15 protein-coding genes are annotated in these 21,819 nt (G+C 71.7%); 10 read left to right on the forward strand and 5 right to left on the reverse strand.

Annotation, left to right across the window (positions count from 1 at the left end):
- Positions 1–321 precede the first annotated feature (321 nt).
- Together IW256_RS23215 and fdhA are read left to right on the forward strand one after the other, a co-directional pair.
- On the forward strand, positions 322–1,626 hold the full coding sequence (locus IW256_RS23215) for a serine hydrolase domain-containing protein (protein ID WP_197012984.1): 1,305 nt from the start codon (positions 322–324) through the stop codon (positions 1,624–1,626).
- Positions 1,627–1,935: 309 nt separating this feature from the next.
- Positions 1,936–3,147 (forward strand): formaldehyde dehydrogenase, glutathione-independent, encoded by a 1,212-nt coding sequence (gene fdhA, locus IW256_RS23220; RefSeq protein ID WP_307829012.1) that lies wholly within the window; start codon positions 1,936–1,938, stop codon positions 3,145–3,147.
- A gap of 48 nt (positions 3,148–3,195) precedes the next feature.
- Here the strand turns inward: fdhA and IW256_RS23225 are convergent, their stop codons facing one another.
- Positions 3,196–3,882, reverse strand: a complete 687-nt coding sequence (locus tag IW256_RS23225; protein WP_197012986.1) for a lytic polysaccharide monooxygenase auxiliary activity family 9 protein — start codon at positions 3,880–3,882, stop codon at positions 3,196–3,198.
- A gap of 237 nt (positions 3,883–4,119) precedes the next feature.
- On the opposite strand from IW256_RS23225, the gene IW256_RS23230 reads away from it, so the two are divergent.
- Positions 4,120–4,974, forward strand: a complete 855-nt coding sequence (locus tag IW256_RS23230; protein WP_197012987.1) for a class I SAM-dependent methyltransferase — start codon at positions 4,120–4,122, stop codon at positions 4,972–4,974.
- A 24-nt stretch (positions 4,975–4,998) separates the two neighbouring features.
- On the opposite strand, the gene IW256_RS23235 is transcribed toward IW256_RS23230, so the two are convergent.
- From IW256_RS23235 to dnaK, 3 genes are all read right to left on the reverse strand, one after another.
- On the reverse strand, positions 4,999–5,439 hold the full coding sequence (locus IW256_RS23235) for a heat shock protein transcriptional repressor HspR (protein WP_307829013.1): 441 nt from the start codon (positions 5,437–5,439) through the stop codon (positions 4,999–5,001).
- Between the two features lie 70 nt (positions 5,440–5,509).
- Positions 5,510–6,073, reverse strand: a complete 564-nt coding sequence (grpE, locus tag IW256_RS23240; protein ID WP_197012989.1) for a nucleotide exchange factor GrpE — start codon at positions 6,071–6,073, stop codon at positions 5,510–5,512.
- Positions 6,074–6,153: 80 nt separating this feature from the next.
- Positions 6,154–8,022: a molecular chaperone DnaK gene (dnaK, locus tag IW256_RS23245; protein WP_197012990.1), complete on the reverse strand. Its 1,869-nt coding sequence runs from the start codon at positions 8,020–8,022 to the stop codon at positions 6,154–6,156.
- A gap of 447 nt (positions 8,023–8,469) precedes the next feature.
- On the opposite strand from dnaK, the gene IW256_RS23250 reads away from it, so the two are divergent.
- From IW256_RS23250 to IW256_RS23275, 6 genes are read left to right on the forward strand one after another with little or no spacing between them, the layout of a single operon-like run.
- Positions 8,470–9,696 (forward strand): DegT/DnrJ/EryC1/StrS family aminotransferase, encoded by a 1,227-nt coding sequence (locus IW256_RS23250; RefSeq protein ID WP_197012991.1) that lies wholly within the window; start codon positions 8,470–8,472, stop codon positions 9,694–9,696.
- A 36-nt stretch (positions 9,697–9,732) separates the two neighbouring features.
- The gene (locus IW256_RS23255; RefSeq protein ID WP_197012992.1) at positions 9,733–10,905 is read left to right on the forward strand and encodes an NAD(P)/FAD-dependent oxidoreductase; all 1,173 of its coding nucleotides are present in this window, start codon (positions 9,733–9,735) and stop codon (positions 10,903–10,905) included.
- Positions 10,906–10,910: 5 nt separating this feature from the next.
- Positions 10,911–15,986 carry a non-ribosomal peptide synthetase gene (locus IW256_RS23260; RefSeq protein ID WP_197012993.1) on the forward strand — a complete coding sequence of 1,692 codons (5,076 nt, stop codon included), beginning with the start codon at positions 10,911–10,913 and terminating at the stop codon, positions 15,984–15,986.
- A complete protein-coding gene (locus IW256_RS23265; RefSeq protein ID WP_197012994.1) occupies positions 15,983–16,765 on the forward strand; it encodes a thioesterase II family protein in 783 nt (260 codons plus the stop codon). Before IW256_RS23260 ends, IW256_RS23265 begins: the two co-directional genes overlap by 4 nt.
- A gap of 5 nt (positions 16,766–16,770) precedes the next feature.
- Positions 16,771–17,583, forward strand: a complete 813-nt coding sequence (locus tag IW256_RS23270; RefSeq protein ID WP_197012995.1) for a phytanoyl-CoA dioxygenase family protein — start codon at positions 16,771–16,773, stop codon at positions 17,581–17,583.
- Positions 17,583–18,686: a zinc-binding dehydrogenase gene (locus tag IW256_RS23275; protein WP_197012996.1), complete on the forward strand. Its 1,104-nt coding sequence runs from the start codon at positions 17,583–17,585 to the stop codon at positions 18,684–18,686. Before IW256_RS23270 ends, IW256_RS23275 begins: the two co-directional genes overlap by 1 nt.
- A 73-nt stretch (positions 18,687–18,759) precedes the next feature.
- Here IW256_RS23275 and IW256_RS23280 read toward each other — a convergent pair whose 3' ends face one another.
- Entirely contained in the window at positions 18,760–20,643 is a 1,884-nt protein-coding gene (locus IW256_RS23280; RefSeq protein ID WP_197012997.1) for an AfsR/SARP family transcriptional regulator, read from the reverse strand.
- Positions 20,644–21,008: 365 nt separating this feature from the next.
- Here IW256_RS23280 and IW256_RS23285 point away from each other — a divergent pair, with 365 nt between their 5' ends.
- Positions 21,009–21,806 carry a ferritin-like domain-containing protein gene (locus IW256_RS23285; protein WP_197012998.1) on the forward strand — a complete coding sequence of 266 codons (798 nt, stop codon included), beginning with the start codon at positions 21,009–21,011 and terminating at the stop codon, positions 21,804–21,806.
- The last annotated feature ends 13 nt before the right edge of the window (positions 21,807–21,819 follow it).

The following is a 21,819-nucleotide window of genomic DNA, read 5'->3' on the forward strand; positions in this document are numbered from 1 at the left end:
TCGATTGCATGTCGTGGACGCGACCCTGACCAGGGCCGTCGGCCGCCGAACCGGACACCGGGGGGACACCGGCGGGAGATTGCATGTAATCCGTTTCGGCCAGGCCCAGTTTCGATCACGCAACGTCACACCGGCGGGTCGCGATCGTAAGCGCTGGGTTAACTAAAGCTCACCGGGCCAGCTCAGCCGGGTCTCCGGATTGCATGCGGGCTCCGGCCCGTCACCGGGGGGCGCGATCCGCGCGATCCGCCGGAAGCACCGCGAACGGTTCGAGACCGCGCTACATTGCCATGATCCGACATAGATGATCATGGGGGCGGGATGGCGTACGGGCGGCTGAGCCGGCGGGACTTCGGCAGGCTGATGGGGCTGGCCGGGATGGGCGCGGCGGCGCCGGGGCTGGTGGCGGGGTGCGCCGGGGGGACGGCGACCGCGGTCCGGGCCGGGGCCGCCGCCCGCACCTGGAAGGTGTCCGGTAAGGCCGGGGCGGGGCTGGGAGGCTTCGACACCGCGGTCAAGAAGCTCATGCAGGACCGCGGCATCCCGTGCGGCTCGCTCGCGGTGATGCGGAACGGCAGGCTCATCCTCGCGCGCGGCTACACCTGGAGCGACGACACCTCCCTCAGCGTCCAGCCGACCTCGCTCTTCCGGATCGGCAGCCTCAGCAAGGCCGTCACCGCGACCGCGATCATGCGCCTGGTCCAGGACGGCCGGCTCGGCCTGTCCCGGCCGGTGACCGACCTGCTCACGCTGACGCCGCCGCCCGGCACGACCGCGGACCCGCGGCTGCCGCAGGTGACCGTGCGCCGCCTGCTCCAGCACCTGGGGGGCTGGGACCGTGACGTCTCCGGCGACCCGACCTACCGCGACCGGCAGATCGCCGAGCAGCTGGGCGTCCCGCTGCCGATCACCCGGGCGCACATGGTGACCCACGGGGCCGGGCTGAGGCTGGAGCACGACCCGGGCAGCACCTACGCCTACAGCAACTACGGCTACCTGCTCCTCGGAGAGATCGTCGCCAAGGTCTCCGGGACGACCTACGCCGACTACGTGCAGCGCAACGTCTTCGCCCCGCTGGGCATCACCCGGACGCTGCCCGCCAAGTCGCCGGCGAGCGGACGCGCACCGGGAGAGGTCCCCTACTTCTCGCAGTACACGGGCAGGTCCGTGTTCGACGCGGCCGGAACGACGGTGCCCGCGCCGTACGGCTCGTTCAACGCCGAGAACCGCACGGCGATGGGCGCCTGGCTGGCCTCCGCCGTCGACTACGTCCGGTTCACCAAGATCTTCGACGCCGCCACGAGCGTGCTGACCGCCTCGTCGGTCGCCACCATGTTCGCCAAGCCGGAGACCGGCCTCAACTCCGGCGGCTACTACTACGGCTTCGGCTGGAACGTGCGCGACGTCACCGGCGGCCGCAACACCTGGCACGACGGCAGCCTCCCCGGCACCAGCACGATCGTGACCCGCCGCCACGACGGGGTCACCTGGGCCCTGCTGTTCGACCAGCGCGACGATCCCTCGGGGCTGACCTACGGCTACAACGACTTCAGCGCCCCGCTGCACACGGTCGCCAACGGGATCACCACGTGGCCCACCACCGATCTCTTCGGCGACTACTTCTGATCGTCCCGAGAGCAGCCGCCGCGATTTACATCTCTGTACTGGTCTGTTGATGTTTGGCGGGGTTTATCCCCCCTGGGTTCCGCGGGTATGACGACAGTGGGCCGACCGTCGCGAGAGGCGGCGTCGCGCAGCCCTCGCGCTCGCCGGCCCGACGGGCGCCCGCTCTCAGGGTGCGGTCCCCGCGACGGGGTCGCGCATCGCCGCCGAACATCGCGGTCGCAGGATCCGGACGCCGACAGGCCGCGGGACGGATTCGCCGGAACCGCCCCCGGCTCCGACGAACTCAGTCCGATCAAGGAGAGATCAGTCGTGGCCAACACGAACCGAGGCGTCGTCTACGAGGGGCCGGGCGAGGTCCGGGTCGAGGACCTGGACTTCCCCGAGCTGGTGCTGCACGAACAGAACGAGCGCAAGCTCAACCACGGCGCCATCCTGAAGACCATCGCCACCAACATCTGCGGATCGGACCAGCACATGGTCCGCGGCCGCACCACCGCGCCCGCCGGCCTCACCCTCGGCCACGAGATCACCGGTGAGGTCATCGAGGTGGGCAGCGATGTGGAGTTCATCAAGAAGGGCGACATCTGCAGCGTCCCGTTCAACATCGCCTGCGGGCGCTGCCGCAACTGCAAGGAGCGCCACACCGGCGTCTGCGAGAACGTCAACCCCGCCCGGGCGGGCGCCGCCTACGGGTACGTCGACATGGGCGGCTGGCACGGCGGCCAGGCCGAGTACGTCACCGTGCCCTACGCCGACTGGAACCTGCTGAAGATCCCGGCGGACCGCGACACGGTCATGGCGAAGATGCGCGATCTGACGATGCTGTCGGACATCTTCCCCACCGGCTACCACGGCGCCTACACCGCCGGCGTGACGACCGGTTCCACGGTCTACGTCGCCGGTGCCGGCCCGGTGGGGCTGGCCTGCGCCACCTCCTGCTTCCTGCTCGGCGCGGCCGTCGTCATCGTGGGCGACATGAACGCCGAGCGGCTCCGGCAGGCCAGGAGCTTCGGCTGCGAGACCATCGACCTGTCCCAGCACGCCGACCTCGCCGACCAGCTCGAGCAGATCCTCGGGGTCCCCGAGGTGGACGCGTCCGTCGACTGCGTGGGCTTCGAGGCCCGCGGCCACGGCCCCGAGTCCGGCGGCGAGCGTCCGGCCACCGTCCTGAACTCCCTCATGGACATCACGCGGGCGGCCGGCAGGCTCGGCATCCCCGGCCTGTACGTGACCGGCGACCCCGGCGGCGTGGACGAGAACGCCAGGATCGGCCAGCTGGGCATCCGCATCGGCCTGGGCTGGGCGAAGTCCCACGTCATCACCACCGGACAGTGCCCGGTCATGCGGTACAACCGCCAGCTCATGATGGCGATCCTGCACGACCGGGTGCAGATCGCCCGCAACGTCAACGCCACGGTCATCCCGCTGGACCGGGCCCCCGAGGGGTACGAGGAGTTCGACAAGGGAGCGGCCCGCAAGTACGTGATCGACCCGCACGGGCTGGTGGGCGCCGCGAGCTGAACGGAGGGCGGGGCGGTGAGGAGATCACCGCCCCGCTCCGTCCCGGCCTCAGCCGAAGTTCACATCGCTGCAGATGTAGTACGCCTGGTCCATGTGCGACGCCTGCCAGATGGTGAAGACGACATGGCGCCCGCTGCGGCCGGGGGCGCTGACATCGATCGAGATGTCCTGCGCGGGGGCGTAGCGGCCGGTCTCCCGCACCAGTTCGAGGTCGCTCCAGCGCAGCGGCTGGGTGAGGGCGTCGTAGCCCTGGCGGCTGACGTAGACGCGGAAGTAGTCGGCGCCATGCCTGGCCTGGTCGTACAGCTTCACCGTGAAGTCGCTGCCGACGTCGGTCGTCTTCCACGGCCCCACGGTGTCCATGGACCTGTAGCGGCCGCCCTCGGTCAGGCCGCCGCTGCACAGGTGCCCGTCCGGGACGGCGCCCTGGTGGTCGCCGCCGACGTTGTCGCGGTACAGCCCGTTCCAGTTCCACATGGCGTTGGGGTTGTCCTGCCACGCCTGCCAGCACATGGGGTCCTGCTGCGCCATCGCGGGGTTCTGGAAGTCGCTGCCCCAGCGCAGCCAGCAGCCGTAGTTCCGGGACGCCGGGTCGACGATCGACCCGTGCGCGGACGCGGGGCCCGCCCAGGGGATCAGGACGAGCGTCACCGCCGACAGCAGTGTCAGGACGAGGCGGGCGCCGGTGGCGCGGCGGGCCGGGCGGGCGGTTCCGGCATGGTCACGATGATCCATGGTGCGATCTCCGTCCTCGGTCGGGATCCGGGATGTCGGGACAGGGGTGGGAGCGCTCCCACTCCATGACAGCCCAGCACCGGGAACGAGGCACCGGTCATTTCAAACTTTCATCGCCCTGAAGCCGCCTGAAGCCGCCGGGCCCGGGTCTTGTTCGAGGAAGACCGTTGACATTCGCCGAAACGCGCATCAATATGAACATACGTTCATGAACGATTGTTCATATGGAGTGTGCCGATGACCATCGAGAACCGCGCCCAGTTCGAAGCCTGGAACGGAGCGGAAGGAGCCGCCTGGGCGGCCAAGCCGATGCCCGAGGCCGACCACGACGCCGACCTGCACCGCCTGCTGCTGGACGCCGCCCGCGTCACCGAGCGCGACCGGGTGCTCGAGATCGGGTGCGGCGCGGGAGACCTCACCCGTCAGGTCGCTCGACGCGCACCGGCGGGTCAGGTGACCGGCGCCGACCTCTCCGGGCCGATGCTCGACCGGGCGCGCCGGGACGCGGCGGCGGCCGGTATCGGCAACGTCGTCTTCGAGCAGGCCGACGTGCAGGTCCACCCGTTCCCCGCGGGCGGCTTCGACACGGCCGTCAGCAAGTACGGGGTGATGTTCTTCGCGGACCCGGTGGCCGCGTTCACCAACATCCGGGCCGCGCTCCGGCCCGGCGGGCGGCTGGCCTTCGTCTGCCCGCAGCCGCCCGAGGACTGCGGCTGGTACGTGATCCCGGTCGCCGCCCTGCTGGGCGTCCCGCCGCGGCCACGAGCCGTGGTCGACGCCTACCCGGGACCCGCCCCCGCGATGTTCTCGCTGTCGGATCGGGACCGGCTCGGCGAGGTGCTCGCCGCCGCCGGTCTCATCGACGTGTCGGTCGCTCCCGTCCACCTGCCGCTGCGCTTCGGGCAGGATGCCGCCGAGGCCGCCGGCGTCTTCCTCGCCAGCGGACCGACCCGCTACATCGTCGAACAGGCGGACGGGCTGTCCTGGGAGGAGGCGCGCACCCGGCTCACGACCGCGCTGACGTCGTACACGCGGCCACAGGGAGTGCTCCTGCCGGGCGCCCAGTGGCTGGTCAGCGCGGTCCGCCCCTGAAGGACCCGTGGCGGGCACACCGGCTTACTCGATCGCGGGCGGGCGCAACAGCACCATCTCGGTGTGCCGGACCGGGACCAGGTCCTGGCCGCCGGCCGGCTCGGGCGCGCCGCGGAGCCGGGCGAGGCGGGCCGCCACCGCGCGGGTGGACTCCAGCTCGTTGCGCAGCTGGTCGATCATCGACCTCAGCCGGGCGACCTCCGCCCGCAGGCTCTCCGACTCGCGCTGCAGATAGAAGATCTGCTTGATGCCGGCGAGGTTGACGCCCTCCTGCTGGGTGAGCCGGTGGATCTCGCGCAGCATGGTGATGTCGCGCAGGGAGTAGCGGCGGCTGCGCCCGGCCGTGCGGCCCGGGCTGACCAGCCCCATCCGGTCGTAGGTGCGCAAGGTCTGCGGGTGGAGGCCGGACAGCTCCGCCGCCACCGAGATGACATAGACGGGGGCGTCTTCACTGAAGGGATCCACCGACGTCTCTCCTTTTTCTTTCCGCCTGTTCGTGCACGATCGCCCCGCCCCCGTCATGCCTCGCGGGGTCTCAAGGGCCCGCCTCCGGTGGGCCCTCAGGGTCGTCCCCGGACGCGGGCCGGGGTGCGGTGCCGGGCCCGGCCGGGGGCTCGGCGAGCACGACCTGCGCCCGCCGCAGGATCCGGTCCGCCACCGAGTAGCCGGGCCGCAGCACGCGGACGGCCGTGGGCTCGGTGACCTCCGCCGAGGTGGAGGTCATCAGGACCTCGTGCGTGCGCGGGTCGAAGACCTCGCCCTCGGCACCGAAGCGCACCAGGCCCAGCTTGCCGAGCATCTCCTCAAGGACCTCGGTGACCTGCTGGAATCCCTTGACCGGCTCGTCCTGTTCGCGGGCCCGCTCGATGTCGTCCAGGACCGGGAGCAGCCCGGTGAGCACGTTGCCGAGCGCCTGCACGCGTACGGCCGACCGGTCCCGTTCGACCCTCTTGCGATAGTTGGCGTACTCCGCCTGGAGCCGTTGCAGGTCGACGAGCCGTTCGGCCGCCTGCCCGCGCGCCTCGGCCAGCTCGGCCTCCAGCTCGGCCACCCTGTCCCGGGCGCCGGCCCCTCCGGCGTCCTCGCCGCGGACCTCCATCACTTTTCCTCCCGCCGGCGGGCGGTTCGCCGGGCCGGACGGCGGGCGCCGCCCGGCCCGTGGCTCGGCCGGAACACCGCTCAGGCCCCGCCGCCGCGCTTGTCACCGTCCTTGTCGTCGTCGACGATCTCGGCGTCGACCACGTCGTCGTCCTTGGCCGTCTCCCCGGTCTCGTCCCCGGCGGTGGTGCCGGTGTCGCCGGGCGCGCCCTGCTGGCCCTGCGCGTAGATCGCCGTGCCCACCTTCTGGCTGACCTTCGCCAGTTTCTCGGTGCCGTTGCGGATGGCGTCGACGTCGGTGCCGTCCAGTGCCTTCTTCAGGTCGGCGATGGCCTCCTCCACCTCGGTCCTGACGTCGGCGGGGACCTTGTCCTCGTTCTCCTTGAGGAACTTCTCGGTGGAGTAGGCGAGGGTGTCGGCCTGGTTGCGGACCTCGGCCTCCTCCTTGCGGCGGCGGTCCTCCTCGGCGTACTGCTCGGCCTCCCGGACCATCTTCTCGATGTCGTCCTTGGGGAGGGCCGAGCCGCCCGTGATCGTGATCGACTGGGCCTTGCCGGTGCCCTGGTCGACGGCCGAGACGTTGACGATCCCGTCGGCGTCGATGTCGAAGGTCACCTCGATCTGCGGAACCCCGCGCGGCGCCGGCGCGATCCCGTCCAACACGAACGTGCCCAGCTTCTTGTTGTACGCGGCGATCTCACGCTCGCCCTGGAACACCTGGATCCCCACCGACGGCTGGTTGTCACTGGCCGTCGAGAACGACTCCGACCGCTTGGTCGGAATCGTGGTGTTCCGCTCAATGATCTTGGCGAAGATGCCGCCCTTGGTCTCGATGCCCAGGCTCAGCGGCGTCACGTCCAGCAGCAGGACGTCCTTCACCTCGCCCTTCAGCACACCCGCCTGCAGCGACGCGCCGATCGCCACCACCTCGTCGGGGTTGACGCCCTTGTTGGGCTCCTTGCCCCCCGTCAACTCCTTCACCAGCTCCGACACCGCCGGCATACGCGTGGAGCCACCCACCAGGACGACCTGGTCGATGTCCTTGACGCTGATGCCCGCGTCCTTGAGGACCTGCTGGAACGGGCCCTTGGTGCGCTCCAGGAGGTCGGACGTCAACCGCTGGAACTCCCCGCGCGTCAGCTTCTCGTCCAGGTGCAGCGGGCCCTCGGAGGAGGCGGTGATGTAGGGCAGGTTGATCTGCGTCTCCGACGAGGACGACAGCTCGATCTTGGCCTTCTCCGCCGCCTCCCGCAGCCGCTGCAGCGCCATCTTGTCCTTGGCCAGGTCCACGCCGTTGGCGTTCTTGAACCGCTCCACCAGCCAGTCCACGACCTTGCTGTCCCAGTCGTCACCGCCCAGGTGGTTGTCACCGGAGGTCGCCTTGACCTCCACGACCCCCTCCCCCACCTCCAGCAGCGACACGTCAAAAGTGCCGCCGCCCAGGTCGAACACCAGGATCGTGGCCTCGTTCTCCTTCTCCAGGTGATACGCCAGCGCCGCCGAGGTCGGCTCGTTGATGATCCGCAGGACGTTCAGCCCCGCGATCTGCCCGGCCTCCTTCGTCGCCTGCCGCTGATGGTCGGAGAAATACGCCGGGACGGTGATGACCGCGTCGGTCACCTTCTCGCCCAGATACGCCTCCGCGTCCCGCTTCAGCTTCTGCAGCACGAACGCGCTGATCTGCTGCGGCGTGAAGTCCTTGCCGTCGATCGAGGTCTTCCAGTCGGTGCCCATCTCACGCTTCACCGACCGGATGGTGCGGTCCACATTCGTCACCGCCTGGCGCTTGGCGACCTCGCCGACCAGCACCTCACCGTTCTTCGCGAACGCCACGACAGACGGCGTCGTCCGCGACCCCTCCGCATTGGCGATCACCGTGGGCTCCCCGCCCTCCAGGATCGCCACCACCGAGTTGGTCGTCCCCAGGTCGATACCGACCGCGCGCGCCATATCTCTCACCCTCCGTCATGATCACTCGGCTGGTCCATCGTCGCTCTCCCGTCCCAAGAGTGCCTCAGCATCCGAAGCACTGTCAACGCGCTTGAGCCCTGATGACTCAACTTTGGTGCGCCTTGATCAGCAGACACTCCGCTGACCTGGTCTTTCTCTGTGGCAGGGACTTGCGACGACGGCACTCACCCCCGGGCATGTGTCCAGCATGCGGGCACGGCGGCCCGTCGAAGCCGTCCGGAGCCGGGCCCCAGGCCGCGTTCCGGCACCCCCGGAAGCCATTCGAGAAGGCAGTTTCGCGCAGTTCCATTTCAGTTCGCAGGCTGGTATGGAGTACCGGCCGTCTATCGACAGCATGGCGATAGCGGCGTGATAGAGCCCGTTCACAGTATTGGTCCTGGCAGGCCCCGGACAGGTGGCCGCCCTGCGACGGAGCGGAGGAGTGGAGTGACCGATAACGGGGGATATGAAGTCCCCTATCCGCGCCTTGGCAGCCGGTTCGACGAGGCAGAGATCTCCCTGCTGACCAGCCTGCTGACATCGACGGAAGGGCTTTCACAGGGGCCGCTGCGAGACCGTTTCGAAGCGGATTTCAGGGATTATGTCGGCTCCGCCCACGCCTTCTCCATGACCAGCGGCACGGTGGCACTCAGGCTGGCGATTCAGCTTCTCGGCCTCAATCCCGGCGACGAGGTCATCGTCACTCCGCAAACCTACAACGCGACCATCCAGCCATTGCTCGAACTGGATGTCCGCGTCCGGTTCTGCGATATCGACCCGAATACTCTGAACATCGACGTGGACGTCCTGCGCACCCTGATCTCACCCCGGACCCGGGCGGTCATCCTGGTGCACTACGGCGGCCTGCCCGCCGACATGGACGAGATCGTCCGGCTGTCCCGCGAGCACGGCTTCCTGGTCGTCGAGGACGCGGCGCACGCGCTGGGCGCCGAGTACCGGGGCCGCCGGCCCGGCTCCCTGGGCGACATCGGCTGCTTCAGTTTCCACTCCACCAAGAACATCACCACCCTCGGCGAGGGCGGGATGATCACGTTCGACCGGGACGACTGGGCCGAGCGCGTGCTGCGCTGGCGCGGCAACCAGTGCGACGGGATCTACCGGTCGCTGCCCCCGTCCGCGACCCCGATCCCTCCGGTGCCGCAGGCGCTCTACCCGGAGCTGTCGTACACCCACGAGTGCGTGGAGGTGCGGTACGCGGGGACGAACGCGACGATGAGCGAGCCCGCCGCCGGGGTCGGGCGGCTCCAGCTGCGCAAGCTGCCCGAGCTGACCGCCCGCCGCCGCTCGAACGCCGGGCAGCTTGACCAGACCCTGGCGGCGCTGCCCGGCGCGCGGATCCAGCGGGCACCGCACGACGTCCTGCACGCCTACCACCTCTACACCTTCTTCGTCGATCCCGAGAGCGGCGTCGACCGCGACCGGGTCGTGGCGCGGCTGCGGGAGCTGGGCGTGGAGGTCTGGCTCCGCTATTTCCCGCTGCACCTGCTGCCCGAGTGGCGCAGGCTCGGGCACGGGCTGGGCGAGTGCCCGGTGGCGGAGCGGCTGTGGTTCGGCCAGCAGATCAACCTGCCCTGCCAGCCCTGGCTCGGCGAGACGCAGATCAAGAAGATGCGGGTCGCGCTGGAGGAGACGTTCTCCGAGGTCACTGCCTGACCGGCGATGTCCGCGGTTCTCGAGGAGGAGCAGTCGATGGCCGATCAGCATCGCACGTTCGACCTCGCCGTCGTGGGCGGCGGCGCCGTGGGGCTCTCCTGCGCCTGGCGGGCCGCACGGGCCGGGCTGTCGGTCGTGCTGCTGGAGCAGGACGAGTTCTTCGGCGACCGGGCCAGCTCCGCCGGCGTCGAGCGGCAGTGGCGGTTCCAGTACAGCGACGAGGAGATGACCCGGCTCGTCCTCGCCGCGGTGCCGCTGTGGCGGGAACTGGAGGAGGCCGCGGGCCGGCGGCTGATCCACACCACCGGCAGCCTGTGGTTCGGCGAGGTCGCCGAGAGCACCAACGAGGGCCACATCAGTGACGCCGCGAAGGTCCTGGAACGCCTGGACCTGCCCTTCGAGTGGGTGACCGCCGCGGAGATCGAACGCCGGTTCGGCTTCCGCGACCTCCCCGGCCACTACGAGGGCTTCTACCAGCCCGGCGGCGGCGTGATCGACGTCAAGGGCACGCTCTTCGCCCTGTACTGCCAGGCCCGCGCCGCCGGGGCGGACCTGCGCGAGCGGCAGCGGGTCACCGGCCTCGCCGTCACCGGGGACGGGGTGCGGCTGTCGACGGGCGCGGGGACCCTGACCGCCGGACGGCTCGTGGTGGCCGGCGGCGCGTACTCGGGCGAGCTGCTGCGGTCCTGGGGGGTGGAGTTCAAGGTGGAGATCTACGAGATGGCCACCGCCTACTTCCAGGTACGCGACCCCTCGGTCGACTACCCCACCTGGTTCGCCTTCCAGAAACCGGCCGAGACCGACAGCAACCTGTTCTACGGGTTCGGGCAGAGCCCGTGGGGGCCGCGGGGCACGATCCGCGTGGCGCCCGACTTCGAGGTCGACCCCCTCCATTCCCCGCGGGAGGCGGACGGGACGCCGCGCGCGGCCGACCTGCGGCGGACGGCCGACTGGGTCCGGCGGCACATGCCGGGTCTCGATCCTGAGCCGCTGCGGCCGTCGACCTGCCTGATCGCGCTTCCCGCGGATCCCGGCCGCGACTTCTACCTCGGCACCGTGCCGGAGGGGACGGCGGGCGCCGGCCGGGTGGTCGTCTGCGCCGCCGGGTGGATGTTCAAGTTCGCCCCGCTGTTCGGGCAGATCTGCGTGGACCTGGCCGTCGACGGCGCCACCTCCCACGACATCTCCCGGCTGACGTTCGGCCGGTGACGCCGATGACCGGCACACCCGCGGATCGGCCGGTGCGGGGCCTCGTCGAGCGCTTCGAACGGGCGGTGGCGTCCGCGCCCGGCGCCACCGCCGTCCTCCTCGACGGCGAACGGACCACCTACGGGGAACTGGGCGGCACGGTGGACCGGCTCTCCGCGCTGATACGGGAGCGCACCGTACCGGGCGACGTGGTCGCGCTCCGCCTCGGCCCCGGCCCGGGCCTGGTGGCGGGGATGCTGGCGGTGCTCAAGAGCGGCCGCGCGTACCTCCCCCTGGACCCGGCGTACCCGCGCGACCGGCTGGCCTTCATGGCGGCCGACGCCGGAGCCGCGCTGGTGCTCGCCGATCCCGCGCGGCCGGACGGCCTGCCCGCGGACGCTCCCCCGGTCCTCCAGGTCGACGCCCTGCCCGCGGTGGTGGACGCGCCCGGCGCGCCGGACGGCGAGGAAGGGGCGTCCACCTCCCCGGACGCCCCCGCCTACGTGATCTACACCTCCGGCTCGACCGGCCGGCCCAAGGGGGTCGCGGTCGGCCACCGCTCGCTGCTGGAGCTGATCTCCTGGAGCGCCGGCCGGTACGGGATCACCCCCGCCGACCGGGTCCTGCCCACGCACGCGGTGGCGTTCGACGCCGCGAGCCGCGAGCTGCTGCTCCCGCTGACGGAGGGCGCCGCGCTCGTCTTCACGGGAGGCGAGCGGCGGCTCGACCCGGAGGTACTGCTCCCGGCGATCGAGGAGCACCGCGTCACCCTGCTGGACGTCGTCCCGTCCCTGCTGCGGCGGATGCTGGACCACCCGGACGCGGCGCGGCGGCTGGCGTCGCTGCGGTTCGTGGTCTGCGGCGGCGAGGAGCTCGCACCCGAGGTCTGCGCGCGCTTCCACGCGACCGTGCCGGGCGCGGAACTCGTCAACCAGTACGGGCCGACCGAGGCCACGGTCGCCGTGACGGCCTGGACCTCCCGGAAGGAGGGGAACGGGCCGCGCGTGCCGATCGGCCGCCCGCTGCCGGGCGTGCGGGCGTACGTGCTGGACGACGCGGCGCGTCCGGTGCCCGACGGCACGCCGGGAGAGCTGGTCATCGGCGGGACGTGCCTGGCGTACGGCTACCTGGGGCGGGCCGGCCTCACCGCCGGCCGGTTCCTGCCGGACCCGTTCGCGGGACTCCCCGGCGCCCGGATGTACCGGACCGGGGACCTGGCCCGCCGCCGCCCCGACGGGACCCTGGAGTTCCTCGGCCGCGCCGACGACCAGGTGAAGATCCGCGGTTACCGGATCGAGCCGGGTGAGATCGCGGCGGTCCTGCGCGGCCACCCGGGCCTGGCCGACGCCGTCGTCGCGCCCGTGCCCGGAGACCGCGGCGAGCCGATCCTGGTCGCGTACACGGTGCCCGCCGGTCCGCCGGTCCCCGACGCCGACCTGTACGCGCACCTGATGGAACGGCTCCCCGACTTCATGCTGCCCGCCCGGATCGTGCCGCTGGCGGAGCTGCCGCTGACCCGTACGGGCAAGGTGGACCGGGCCCGGCTGCCGGCCGCGGCCCCCGGCACCGTCCCGCGGGTCGCCCCGCGCGACCATGCCGAAGCCGTGATCGCCGGGATCTGGGCGAGGGTGCTGGACCGTCCGGACGTGGGCGCGCTCGACGACTTCTTCGCCCTGGGCGGTGACTCGCTGCTGGCGACCCGCGTGATGGTGCGGGTACGGGAGGCGCTGGGCGCGGACCTGCCCACCCGTGCCCTGTTCCTCCATCGCACGGTCGAACGGCTGGCCGCCGCCGCGTCGGACGCTCCGTCCACCCGCGGCGCTCCCCCGCCGCGCCCCCGTGAGCGGGCGGACCACCGGCCCCTGTCGCTCGCCCAGCAGCGGCTGTGGTTCCTGGACCAGCTCACTCCGGGCATGCTCGCCTACAACACCTGCAAGGCGTACCGCGTCGGGTCCGCGCTGGACGCGGGCGCCCTCGGCGCGGCGCTGCGCGCGGTGGCCGAACGCCACGAGGTGCTGCGGTCGCGCTTCCGCACGGTGGGCGGCGAGCCGCGCCAGGTGGCCGACCGCGCCGAGCGGATCCGGCTGGAGGTCGCCGACGTGTCGGGGGCCGCGGATCCGGAGGCCGCCGCCCGCGAACTGGCGCGCGCGGAGGCGGAGACGCCCTTCGACCTGGCGGAGGGCCCGCTGCTGCGTGCCCGGCTGCTGCGGCTCGGCGCGGCCGACCACGTCCTGGTCGTCGTGGCCCACCACGCCGTCTTCGACGGCTGGTCACTGAGGATCTTCGAGGCCGACCTGTCCGCCGCGTACGCCATGGCGGCCGGCGGGCGGACGCCACGGCTCGAGCCGCTCGCCGTCCAGTACACCGACTTCGCCGTGTGGCAGCGCGAGCATCTGCCCGACTCGCTGCTGAAACGGCGGCTCGCCTACTGGCGGGAGCGGCTCGACGGCGCGCCCATGACGCTGGAACTGCCGGCCGACCGGCCGCGCCCCGCCGTCCCGTCCTATCTGGGGGACGTGGTGGAGTTCACCGTGCCCGCCGCGGTGGCGGCGCCGCTGCGATCGATGGCCCGGGAACGCGGCGTGACACCGTTCATGGTCGCGATGGCCGCGTACCAGGTCCTGATCGCGCGGCACACCGGCCGCCGGGATTTCGTGGTGGGCTGCCCCTCGGCGGGCCGGTCGCACCCGGAGCTGGAGGACCTGATCGGTTTCTTCGTCAACTCTCTGCCGCTCCGCGCCGACCTGTCCGGGCGGCCCGGGTTCTCCGAGGTGGTCGACCGCGTACGCGAGACGCTGCTCCAGGCGCTCGCCCACCAGGATCTGCCGTTCGAGCGGCTGGTGGAGGAGCTGGCACCGCCGCGCGATCTCAGCCGGAACCCGGTCATCCAGGTCTGGTTCGACCTGTTCACCCCCGGCGCCGGTCTCGACCTGGCGGGCGCGCCGGCCGGACGGTTCGCCTCGGGGCTGGTGACGACCCGCTTCGACGTGGAGCTCCATCTGGCCGAGACGCCGTCGGGGGCCCTCTCCGGTGAGCTGATCTACGCCGCCGACCTGTTCGAGGCCGGGACGATGCGGCGTTTCGCCGATCATTACGTGAACCTGCTGACCGCCGTCGCCGCGGACCCCGACGCCCTGGTCTGGTCGATCGACGTCCTCTCCGCCGAGGAGAACCGGCGTCTGCTGGTCGAGTGGAATGACACCGCGGTGGCGGTCGATGACACCCGCACGCTCGCGGGTGTGTTCCAGGACCAGGCCGCGGCCACACCCGAGGGGTTGGCGGTGGTGTGGGACGGCGGTTCGTTGACGTTCGGGGACTTGAACGCCGAGGCGAACCGGCTGGCGTGGTGGCTGCGCGGCAAGGGCGTCGGCCCCGAAACCGTGGTGGGCGTTCTGCTGCCCCGCGGCCCCGACCAGATCGTGACCATCCTGGCCATCCTGAAGGCCGGCGGGGCCTACCTGCCGCTGGACCCGGCCCATCCCGACGACCGGATCGCCTTCCAGCTCGAGGACGCCCGCGCCGCCCTGACCGTCACCGACCAGGCCCTGGCCGGGCGGCTGCCCGCAGGAGTGGAGGCGGTCCGCGCCGACACCGACCAGGACCACTGGGCGGGCGGGCCGGTGGGCGACCCGCCCGAGGGCCATCCCGACGATCTGTGTTACGTGATCTACACCTCGGGGTCGACGGGGCGGCCCAAGGGTGTGGCGATGAGTCACCGGCCGCTGCTGAACCTGCTGCACTGGCAACGCGCCCGCACCACCGTCCCCGGGCCCACACTCCAGTTCTCCTCGTTGAACTTCGACATCTCGGTGCAGGAGATCTTCTCCACCTGGCAGGCGGGCGGGCACATCGTGCTGCTGTCGAACGACCAGCGCCGCGACCCGCAGCAGATGATCGAGATCATCGCCCGCCACCGGGTCCGGCGGCTGTTCTGCCCGCCCATGGTCCTGGAACAACTCACCCACACCCAGCACCAGCATGACGGACAGGGACACGACCGGCTGGAGTTGGTGGAGATCACCACCGCCGGTGACCGCCTGCACCTCAACACCGAGGTGCGCCGTTTCCTGGAAGGGCTCCCCGCCGCCGGTGAGGGGCGGTTGCGGCTGGACAACCACTACGGGCCCACCGAAGCCCACGTGATCACCGGACACGACATGACCGGCGACCCCGCCCACTGGCCCTCAGATCCACCCGTAGGCGCACCGATCGCCAACACCCGCATCTACCTGCTCGACCCCGACCTGCACCCCGTCCCCCCAGGAGTGCCGGGAGAGGTGTGCGTGGGCGGCGCGGGACTGGCCCGCGGCTACCTGGGACGCCCCGACCTGACCGCGGCGGCCTTCATCCCCGACCCCCACGCCACCACCCCCGGTGCACGCCTCTACCGCACCGGAGACCTGGCCCGCTGGAACACCGACGGCACCCTGGACTTCCTCGGCCGCATCGACCACCAACTCAAGATCCGCGGCTACCGCATCGAACCCGGCGAGATCCACACCACCCTGCTCCAGCACCCCGCCATCACCGACACCCACATCACCACAACCCAAACACCCGCCGGGGATGTCCAGCTCACCGCCTACATCATCCCCAAACCAGGACAACGCCCCACAACCCACGAACTACGCGCCCACCTCAAGCAGTCCCTGCCCGACTACATGATCCCCACCCACTACATCACCCTCGACCGCTTCCCCCTCACCCCCACCGGAAAACTCGACCAGAAAGCACTCCCCGCACCCGAATCGCCGCGCGCGCACGCGGAACCGGGGTCCGGCGGGGCGGCCCTCACCGGTACGCAGCGGCGCCTTGCCGATATCTGGGCCCAGACCCTCAACACGCCGCGCGTCGATCCGGACGACGACTTCTTCGACCTCGGCGGGCACTCGCTCCTCGCCACCCAGGTGATGAACCGGATCCGGGAGGCGTTCGGGATCCGGCTGCCGCTGCGCCTGCTCTTCGAGAACCCCACCGTCAGCGGGCTGGCGGACGCCGTCGAGGCGGCGTTGCTGGCCGAGATCGAGGCCATGACGGACGACGAGGTCGCCGCCGCCATCGGCGCGCTCGACTCTCCACCATCCACCGAGGACGCCACATGACCGACCGCAGGAGATCGACCGCGTTGAGCCGGGCGCCGCGGCGCTCGCCGGGACGGATCAGGCTCGTCTGCATGCCGTTCGCGGGCGGCGGCAGCCACGCCTATGACGACTGGATCCGGCTGCTGCCCCCGGCGGTGGACGCGCAGACCGTACGGCTGCCCGGACGCGAGACGCGCTTCGGTGAGGAACCGCCCGGCCATCTCGGGCGGCTCGCCGCGGACGTGGCCGCGGAGCTGGTCCCCCATCTCGGCGACGACCTGACGATCTTCGGGCACAGCATGGGCGCGCTGCTCGCCTTCGAGGTGGTCCGGGAGCTGCGGCGCGGGGAGGGCCGGCTGCCGGCCTGCCTGATCGTGTCGGGCATGCGGGGACCGCAGGACGCCGCGGCGGCGCGCAAGTACACGACCATGACGGACGCCGAGCTGGAGGACGACGTCCGCCGCATGTACGGGGGCGACGCGCCGGTGCTGGCGCAGCGCGACCTGTGGGAGCTGATGCTGCCCGTGCTGCGAGCCGACCTGAAGATGTGCGACGACTACGTCTACACCCCGGAGCCGCCGCTGGACTGCCCCATCGTGGCCTACGGCTCGCTGGACGACCGGGACGTGGACGAGGAACTGCTGGGCGGGTGGCGCGAGCAGACCACCGGGACGTTCGAGCATCGGATGTTCCCCGGGGAGCACTTCTACTTCACGCACTGGCCGGAGGCGTTCGCCATGGACATCGCCAGGCGGCTCGACCGGCACGCGGCCGGCCCGGCGAGCGCGGAGAGGAGGTAGCGGCGGTGGCTCTCACGGACAAGGATCTCGCCGAGTACGACGAGCGCGGTTTCCTGTTGCTGGACTCGGTCTTCTCGGCCGGTGAGGTGGAGGCGCTGCGCCGGACGCTGAAGCGCGACTGGGACGTGCCGGGGCCGCACCGGATCATGGAGGAGGACGGGCGGAGCGTGCGCGCGGTGTACGCCTCGCACACCCGCTGGAAGGTCTTCGCGGACCTGATCCGGTCGCGCCGGCTGCTGGAGCCGGCGCGGCGGCTGGTGGGGGCGCCGCTCTACCTCCACCAGTTCAAGATCAACACGAAGGCGGCGTTCGGCGGCGAGGAGTGGTCCTGGCACCAGGACTTCGTCGTGTGGCATGTCGTGGACGGCATGCCGGCGCCCCGCGCGGTGAACGTCGCGGTCTTCCTGGACGACGTGACCGAGTTCAACGGGCCCGTGGTGTTCATCCCGGGGTCGCACCGGCACGGGACGGCGGTGCGCGGCCCCCGTTCGGAGTCGCCCCGGTCGGCGCAGCACGTCGATCCGGCGGACTTCGCGCTCACGCCCGCCGAGCTGACGGGACTGGTCCGCGCGCACGGCATGGACGGGCCCAAGGGCGGGGCCGGGTCGGTGGTGCTCTTCCACCCGGAGATCGTGCACGGGTCGGGCAGCAACATCTCCCCGTTCTCCCGTAACCTGCTCATCCTCACCTACAACGACGTGGCGAACGCGCCGCGGCCCGCCGGTGCGCCGCGTCCCGAGTACCTCATCGGACGGGACACCTCCCCGCTGGAGCCGGACGACGTCACGCTGCGGGAAGGCCCGCTGGAGGAGATCTGATGACCGACGCCGTCGCCGTGGTGCTGGAGAAGTTCGGGGAGCCCGTGGTGACCCGCGCGTTCCCCGTTCCGGAGACCGCGCCCGGCGACACCGTCGTGGCGGTCTCGTACGGCGGGATCTGCGGCACCGACCTGCACCTGCGGCAGGGGCACCTGGACGTGCCCGTCCCCTTGGTGCTGGGTCACGAGGGTCTGGGCGTGGTCCGGCGGCTCGGCGCCGGGGTCGCCCATGACGCGCTCGGGGAGCCGCTGAGCGAGGGCGACACCGTCATGTGGGCGTCCTCGATCGCCTGCGGGCGGTGCCGCGCGTGCCTGCGGGACCGGGAGCCGACGCTGTGCGAGGCCCGGCGGACCTACGGGGTCAACCGGCCGGTGGCCGATCCCCCGGCGCTGTCGGGCGCGTGGGCGGAGCAGGTGTACCTGCGCGCGGGGACGACCATCGTCAAGCTGCCCGGCGGGGTGGACCCGGTCGCGGCGATGTCGCTGGCGTGTGCCGGGCCCACGATGGTCCACGCGTTGTACGAGCGGCGTCCGGTCCGGCTCGGCGAGGTCGTGGTGGTGCAGGGCAGCGGGCCGGTCGGGCTGGCGGCCGCGGCGCTGGCGCGGCTGGCCGGCGCCGAGCGGGTGATCATCGTGGGCGGGCCGCGGTCCCGGCTGGAGGCGGCCGCCCGGTGCGGGTTCGGCGACCTGCACTTCGACATCGTGGGCGGCGAGGACCCGGCGGAGGTGCTGGAGCGGGTGCGGGCGGCCACGCCGGACGGCCGGGGCGCCGACCTGGTCATCGAGTGCGCGGGCGTCCCCCAGGCGGTCGCGCAGGGGGTGCGGCTGGCCCGCCGGGGCGGCAGCCACCTGATCGTCGGCCAGTACACCGACGGCGGCGACACCGCGTTCAACCCGCACCAGATCGTCTACCGGCAGCTCGACGTGATCGGGTCGTGGGCGTTCACCGGCGCCCATCTGATCGAGTACGTCCGGCTCCTGCCCGTGCTGGCCGCCCGCCATGACCTGGCGAGCCTGGTGACGGCCTTCCCGCTGCGGGAGGCGGAGCGGGCGATGGCCGCGGTCGCGGGCGGCGAGGTGCTGAAGGCCGTCCTGGAGACCTGACCGGCCGGTGGCCGCCCGCGGCCCGCGGTCACCCGGCGCCGCCGGCCGTGCCGCGGGCTCGGGCGGCCACCGTTCAGGCCAGGCGGCGGACGGGGCGCGGGGACGCCTGCAGGGCGATCGGCTCGGCGGTCTCCTCCATGATGGCCCGTTCCCGGGCGTAGCAGCGGATCAGGTTGTGGAACCTGTAGCCGACCTCGCCCTCGGCACCGTAAGTCTGCACCTCCAGCAGGTGGGCGTGCACCAGGCGATCCAGCAGCCGTTCGGTCTGGGCGATCGAGCGGTCGATGAGGGAGGCGGCCGTCCAGGCCGTGAACTCGGGCATCGCGAGCAGGCCCAGCCACCGGAACAGGCGGCGTTCCTCGGCGTCCAGGGACTCGTAGGTCAGGGTGAGGCTGGCCTGGACGGCCAGGTCGGCGATGGCCAGCTCTCCCAGCCGGTAGCGCTCGTCCGACAGCAGGTCGGCGAGCCAGGCCAGCTTGCGGTGCGGCTGGCTGACCAGCCGCAGGCTCGCCACCCGGACGGCCAGCGCGAGCCGTCCGCACATCTCGATGATGGTGCGGGCGGCCTCCGGCTCGGCGGCGACGCGGTCCTCGCCGACGACGCGGGCGAACAGCTCCAGGGCCTGGTCGGGCTCGTGGACGTCCAGGTTGAACTGGCGCGCCCCCTCCAGCGCCGACAGCCGGAACCGGCTGGTCACCAGGACGGTGCAGCCGGGGTCGCCGGGCAGCAGCGGCCGGATCTGCGCCTCGTCGGCCGCGTTGTCCAGGACGATGAGGATCCTGCGGCCCGACAGCCGTGACCGGTACAGCTCGGAACGTTCCTCCAGGCCCTCCGGGATGGCGTCGTCGCGCATCCCCAGGGCGCGCAGGAATCGCCCGAGGACCGCCTCGGGGGTCAGCGGGACCGCGCCGGCGCCGCGCAGGTCGATGAACAGCTGCCCGTCGGGGAAGTCCTCCTTGCACTCGTGCGCGATGTGGACGGCCAGGGCGGTCTTACCGACACCGATCTTGCCGGTGAGGACCAGGACGTCGACCGCCTCCCGGCGCCGTGCCGCGCCCATCAGGCGGCGCACGTACCGGGTCTGGGTGTCGCGCCCGGTGAAGTCGGCGACGTCCCTGGGCAGCATCGCCGGGACGGCGTCGCCGCGGGGGCGCGGCTGCGGGGTCTCGGCGTCGCCCCCGCGGAGGACGAGCCGGGCGTCGCCGCGCAGCAGGCCCAGGTGCAGCCGGCGCAGCTCGGGCGAGGGGTCGACGCCCAGTTCCTCGGCGAGCCCGCGGCGTACGCGCTCGTAGGTGCGCAGGGCCTCGGCGCGCCTGCCGCACTCGGCCAGCAGCCCGATGAGGCGGGCCTGCAACGGCTCGTCGTAGGGCAGTTCCCCGGCGAGCCGCTCGACGAAGGGAAGGGCCTGCTCGGCGCGGCCGAGTTCGACGGCGACGTCGGCGAGCCCGCAGGCGCACTCCAGCCGGGCCTTCTCCAGGGCCACCACGGCGGGGTCGCCGCGGATCCATTCGGAGGTGTCGGCGAGGACGGGGCCCCGCCACTCGCTGAGCGCGTCGCGCAGGCGTTCCATGCGGACGTGCGGGTCGTTCTCCGCGGCGGCCGCGACCAGGCCGTCGCGGAAGCGCACGGCGTCCACGCCGCCGGGGGAGACGTCCAGCCGGTAGCGGGCCGCGGAGTAGTCCAGGACGTCGGCGCTGCCGAGGGAGCCGCGCAGGACGTTGCGGAGCCTGGAGACGGTGTTGTGGAGGGCGGCGCGGCTGGCCCCGGACGGGCCCCACACCAGCTGGACGAGCCGTTCGTCGCCGACCCATTCACCGGGGGTGAGCAGCAGCACGCCGACCAGCCTGCGGGCGATCATGCCGCGGAGGGTGAGCGGGCCATCGGCGGAGGTGATCTCCAGGGGGCCCAGGATACGGAATGTGGCCGCGGGCGGCCGTTCTTTCGTCTGCTCGTACATCTATCACCATCGTTCGGGACGGATGGACAGAACTGGCGGGAAGTGATGACGGCGCGTCATCACCGGACTGTCGTTAGTCAGAGTCGCGAGCGAGAGCGGCGAGAGCCGATGATTGTGATGTCACGCATAGATCACAGTCACACTAGCATCCGGACCGGCTGAGTCAAGGTGCCCGAAGACCCGGTCATGCCAGGGCCGGCGGGGGCGGCCACGGCCGATCCGACCAGTTCCAGGGCGCACGAAAATATGCGCCGAACCCTTTCTAGAAATGGTCGGCACATATTATTCGCGACCTTGCCGTCAGCCCTCTATCGCCTATAGAATTTCACCGCAATCGACCTCGCCAAAGGGAGTTCGGAGAACTTATGGGCCTGGCGGTCTACAGCGAGACGGTCGAGGGAACGAACGAACGCTTCATCGAGGACGCGCGCCGTTCCACCTGGTCCCCCCGGGACGTCGCGGAGCGCGCGCTCGCCAAGATCGACCGGAACGATCCGCTGCTCGAGCTCACCTGGAACCTGGCGAGCGGCAGCGTCTACGTCGAGCAGGTCGGGCTGGAGGCGGCCAGCGTCATCCTGACCGAGAGTCCCGACGCGGTGGCCAAACTGATCGGCGCGACGGCGGTCGGTGACGAGGGCCGGCACAGCTCGGTCTTCGCCCACTACGCCGAGCGCGTGGGCGGCGCGGTGGCACCGCCCGCCGAGCCGATCGTCGACCTGTCCGGCGGCCTGCTGGCCATGGAGTACCCGGCGGCGCGCATGCTGGCGCACACCCTGCTCGAAGGGTTCGCGGCCGACGAGTTCTTCTGGTTCATCCGCGGGCTGCGTTCCACCGGCCTCGCCGACATCTACCGGCTCGTGCGCCGCGACGAGTCCCGGCACGTCGGCCTGGGGATGTACTACGCCACCCGGGGCGGGGGCCTGCGCGGCGTCCGCGAGCTGGAACCGGAGGACCTGCTGGCGGCGGAGGAGTTCGTGGTCCGCTACAGCGATCTGGACTCCATCGACGGGCTGGTCACCCGGCTGCTGCCCGGACTGGAGCCCGGCCACGTCCGCCGATGGATGCGGCACCGGCACGAGAAGCGCATGAGCATGATCTTCAACGTGCGCGACGACCGTGCGGACCTCGTCCGGCACCGGGCACGCCACCCCGTGCTGAGCTGACCGGCGCGGCGCC

The sequence above is a fragment of the Actinomadura viridis genome (assembly GCF_015751755.1).
Lineage (GTDB): Bacteria > Actinomycetota > Actinomycetes > Streptosporangiales > Streptosporangiaceae > Spirillospora > Spirillospora viridis.

Coding starts and splice junctions, on each gene's coding strand:
- IW256_RS23225 (WP_197012986.1), bottom strand. CDS start 3,882: ATGGATCATCGTGACCATGCCGGAACCGCCCGCCCGGCCCGCCGCGCC.
- dnaK (WP_197012990.1), bottom strand. CDS start 8,022: ATGGCGCGCGCGGTCGGTATCGACCTGGGGACGACCAACTCGGTGGTG.
- IW256_RS23275 (WP_197012996.1), top strand. CDS start 17,583: ATGACCGACGCCGTCGCCGTGGTGCTGGAGAAGTTCGGGGAGCCCGTG.
- IW256_RS23230 (WP_197012987.1), top strand. CDS start 4,120: ATGACCATCGAGAACCGCGCCCAGTTCGAAGCCTGGAACGGAGCGGAA.
- IW256_RS23215 (WP_197012984.1), top strand. CDS start 322: ATGGCGTACGGGCGGCTGAGCCGGCGGGACTTCGGCAGGCTGATGGGG.
- grpE (WP_197012989.1), bottom strand. CDS start 6,073: ATGGAGGTCCGCGGCGAGGACGCCGGAGGGGCCGGCGCCCGGGACAGG.
- IW256_RS23255 (WP_197012992.1), top strand. CDS start 9,733: ATGGCCGATCAGCATCGCACGTTCGACCTCGCCGTCGTGGGCGGCGGC.
- IW256_RS23260 (WP_197012993.1), top strand. CDS start 10,911: ATGACCGGCACACCCGCGGATCGGCCGGTGCGGGGCCTCGTCGAGCGC.
- IW256_RS23285 (WP_197012998.1), top strand. CDS start 21,009: ATGGGCCTGGCGGTCTACAGCGAGACGGTCGAGGGAACGAACGAACGC.
- IW256_RS23280 (WP_197012997.1), bottom strand. CDS start 20,643: ATGTACGAGCAGACGAAAGAACGGCCGCCCGCGGCCACATTCCGTATC.
- IW256_RS23265 (WP_197012994.1), top strand. CDS start 15,983: ATGACCGACCGCAGGAGATCGACCGCGTTGAGCCGGGCGCCGCGGCGC.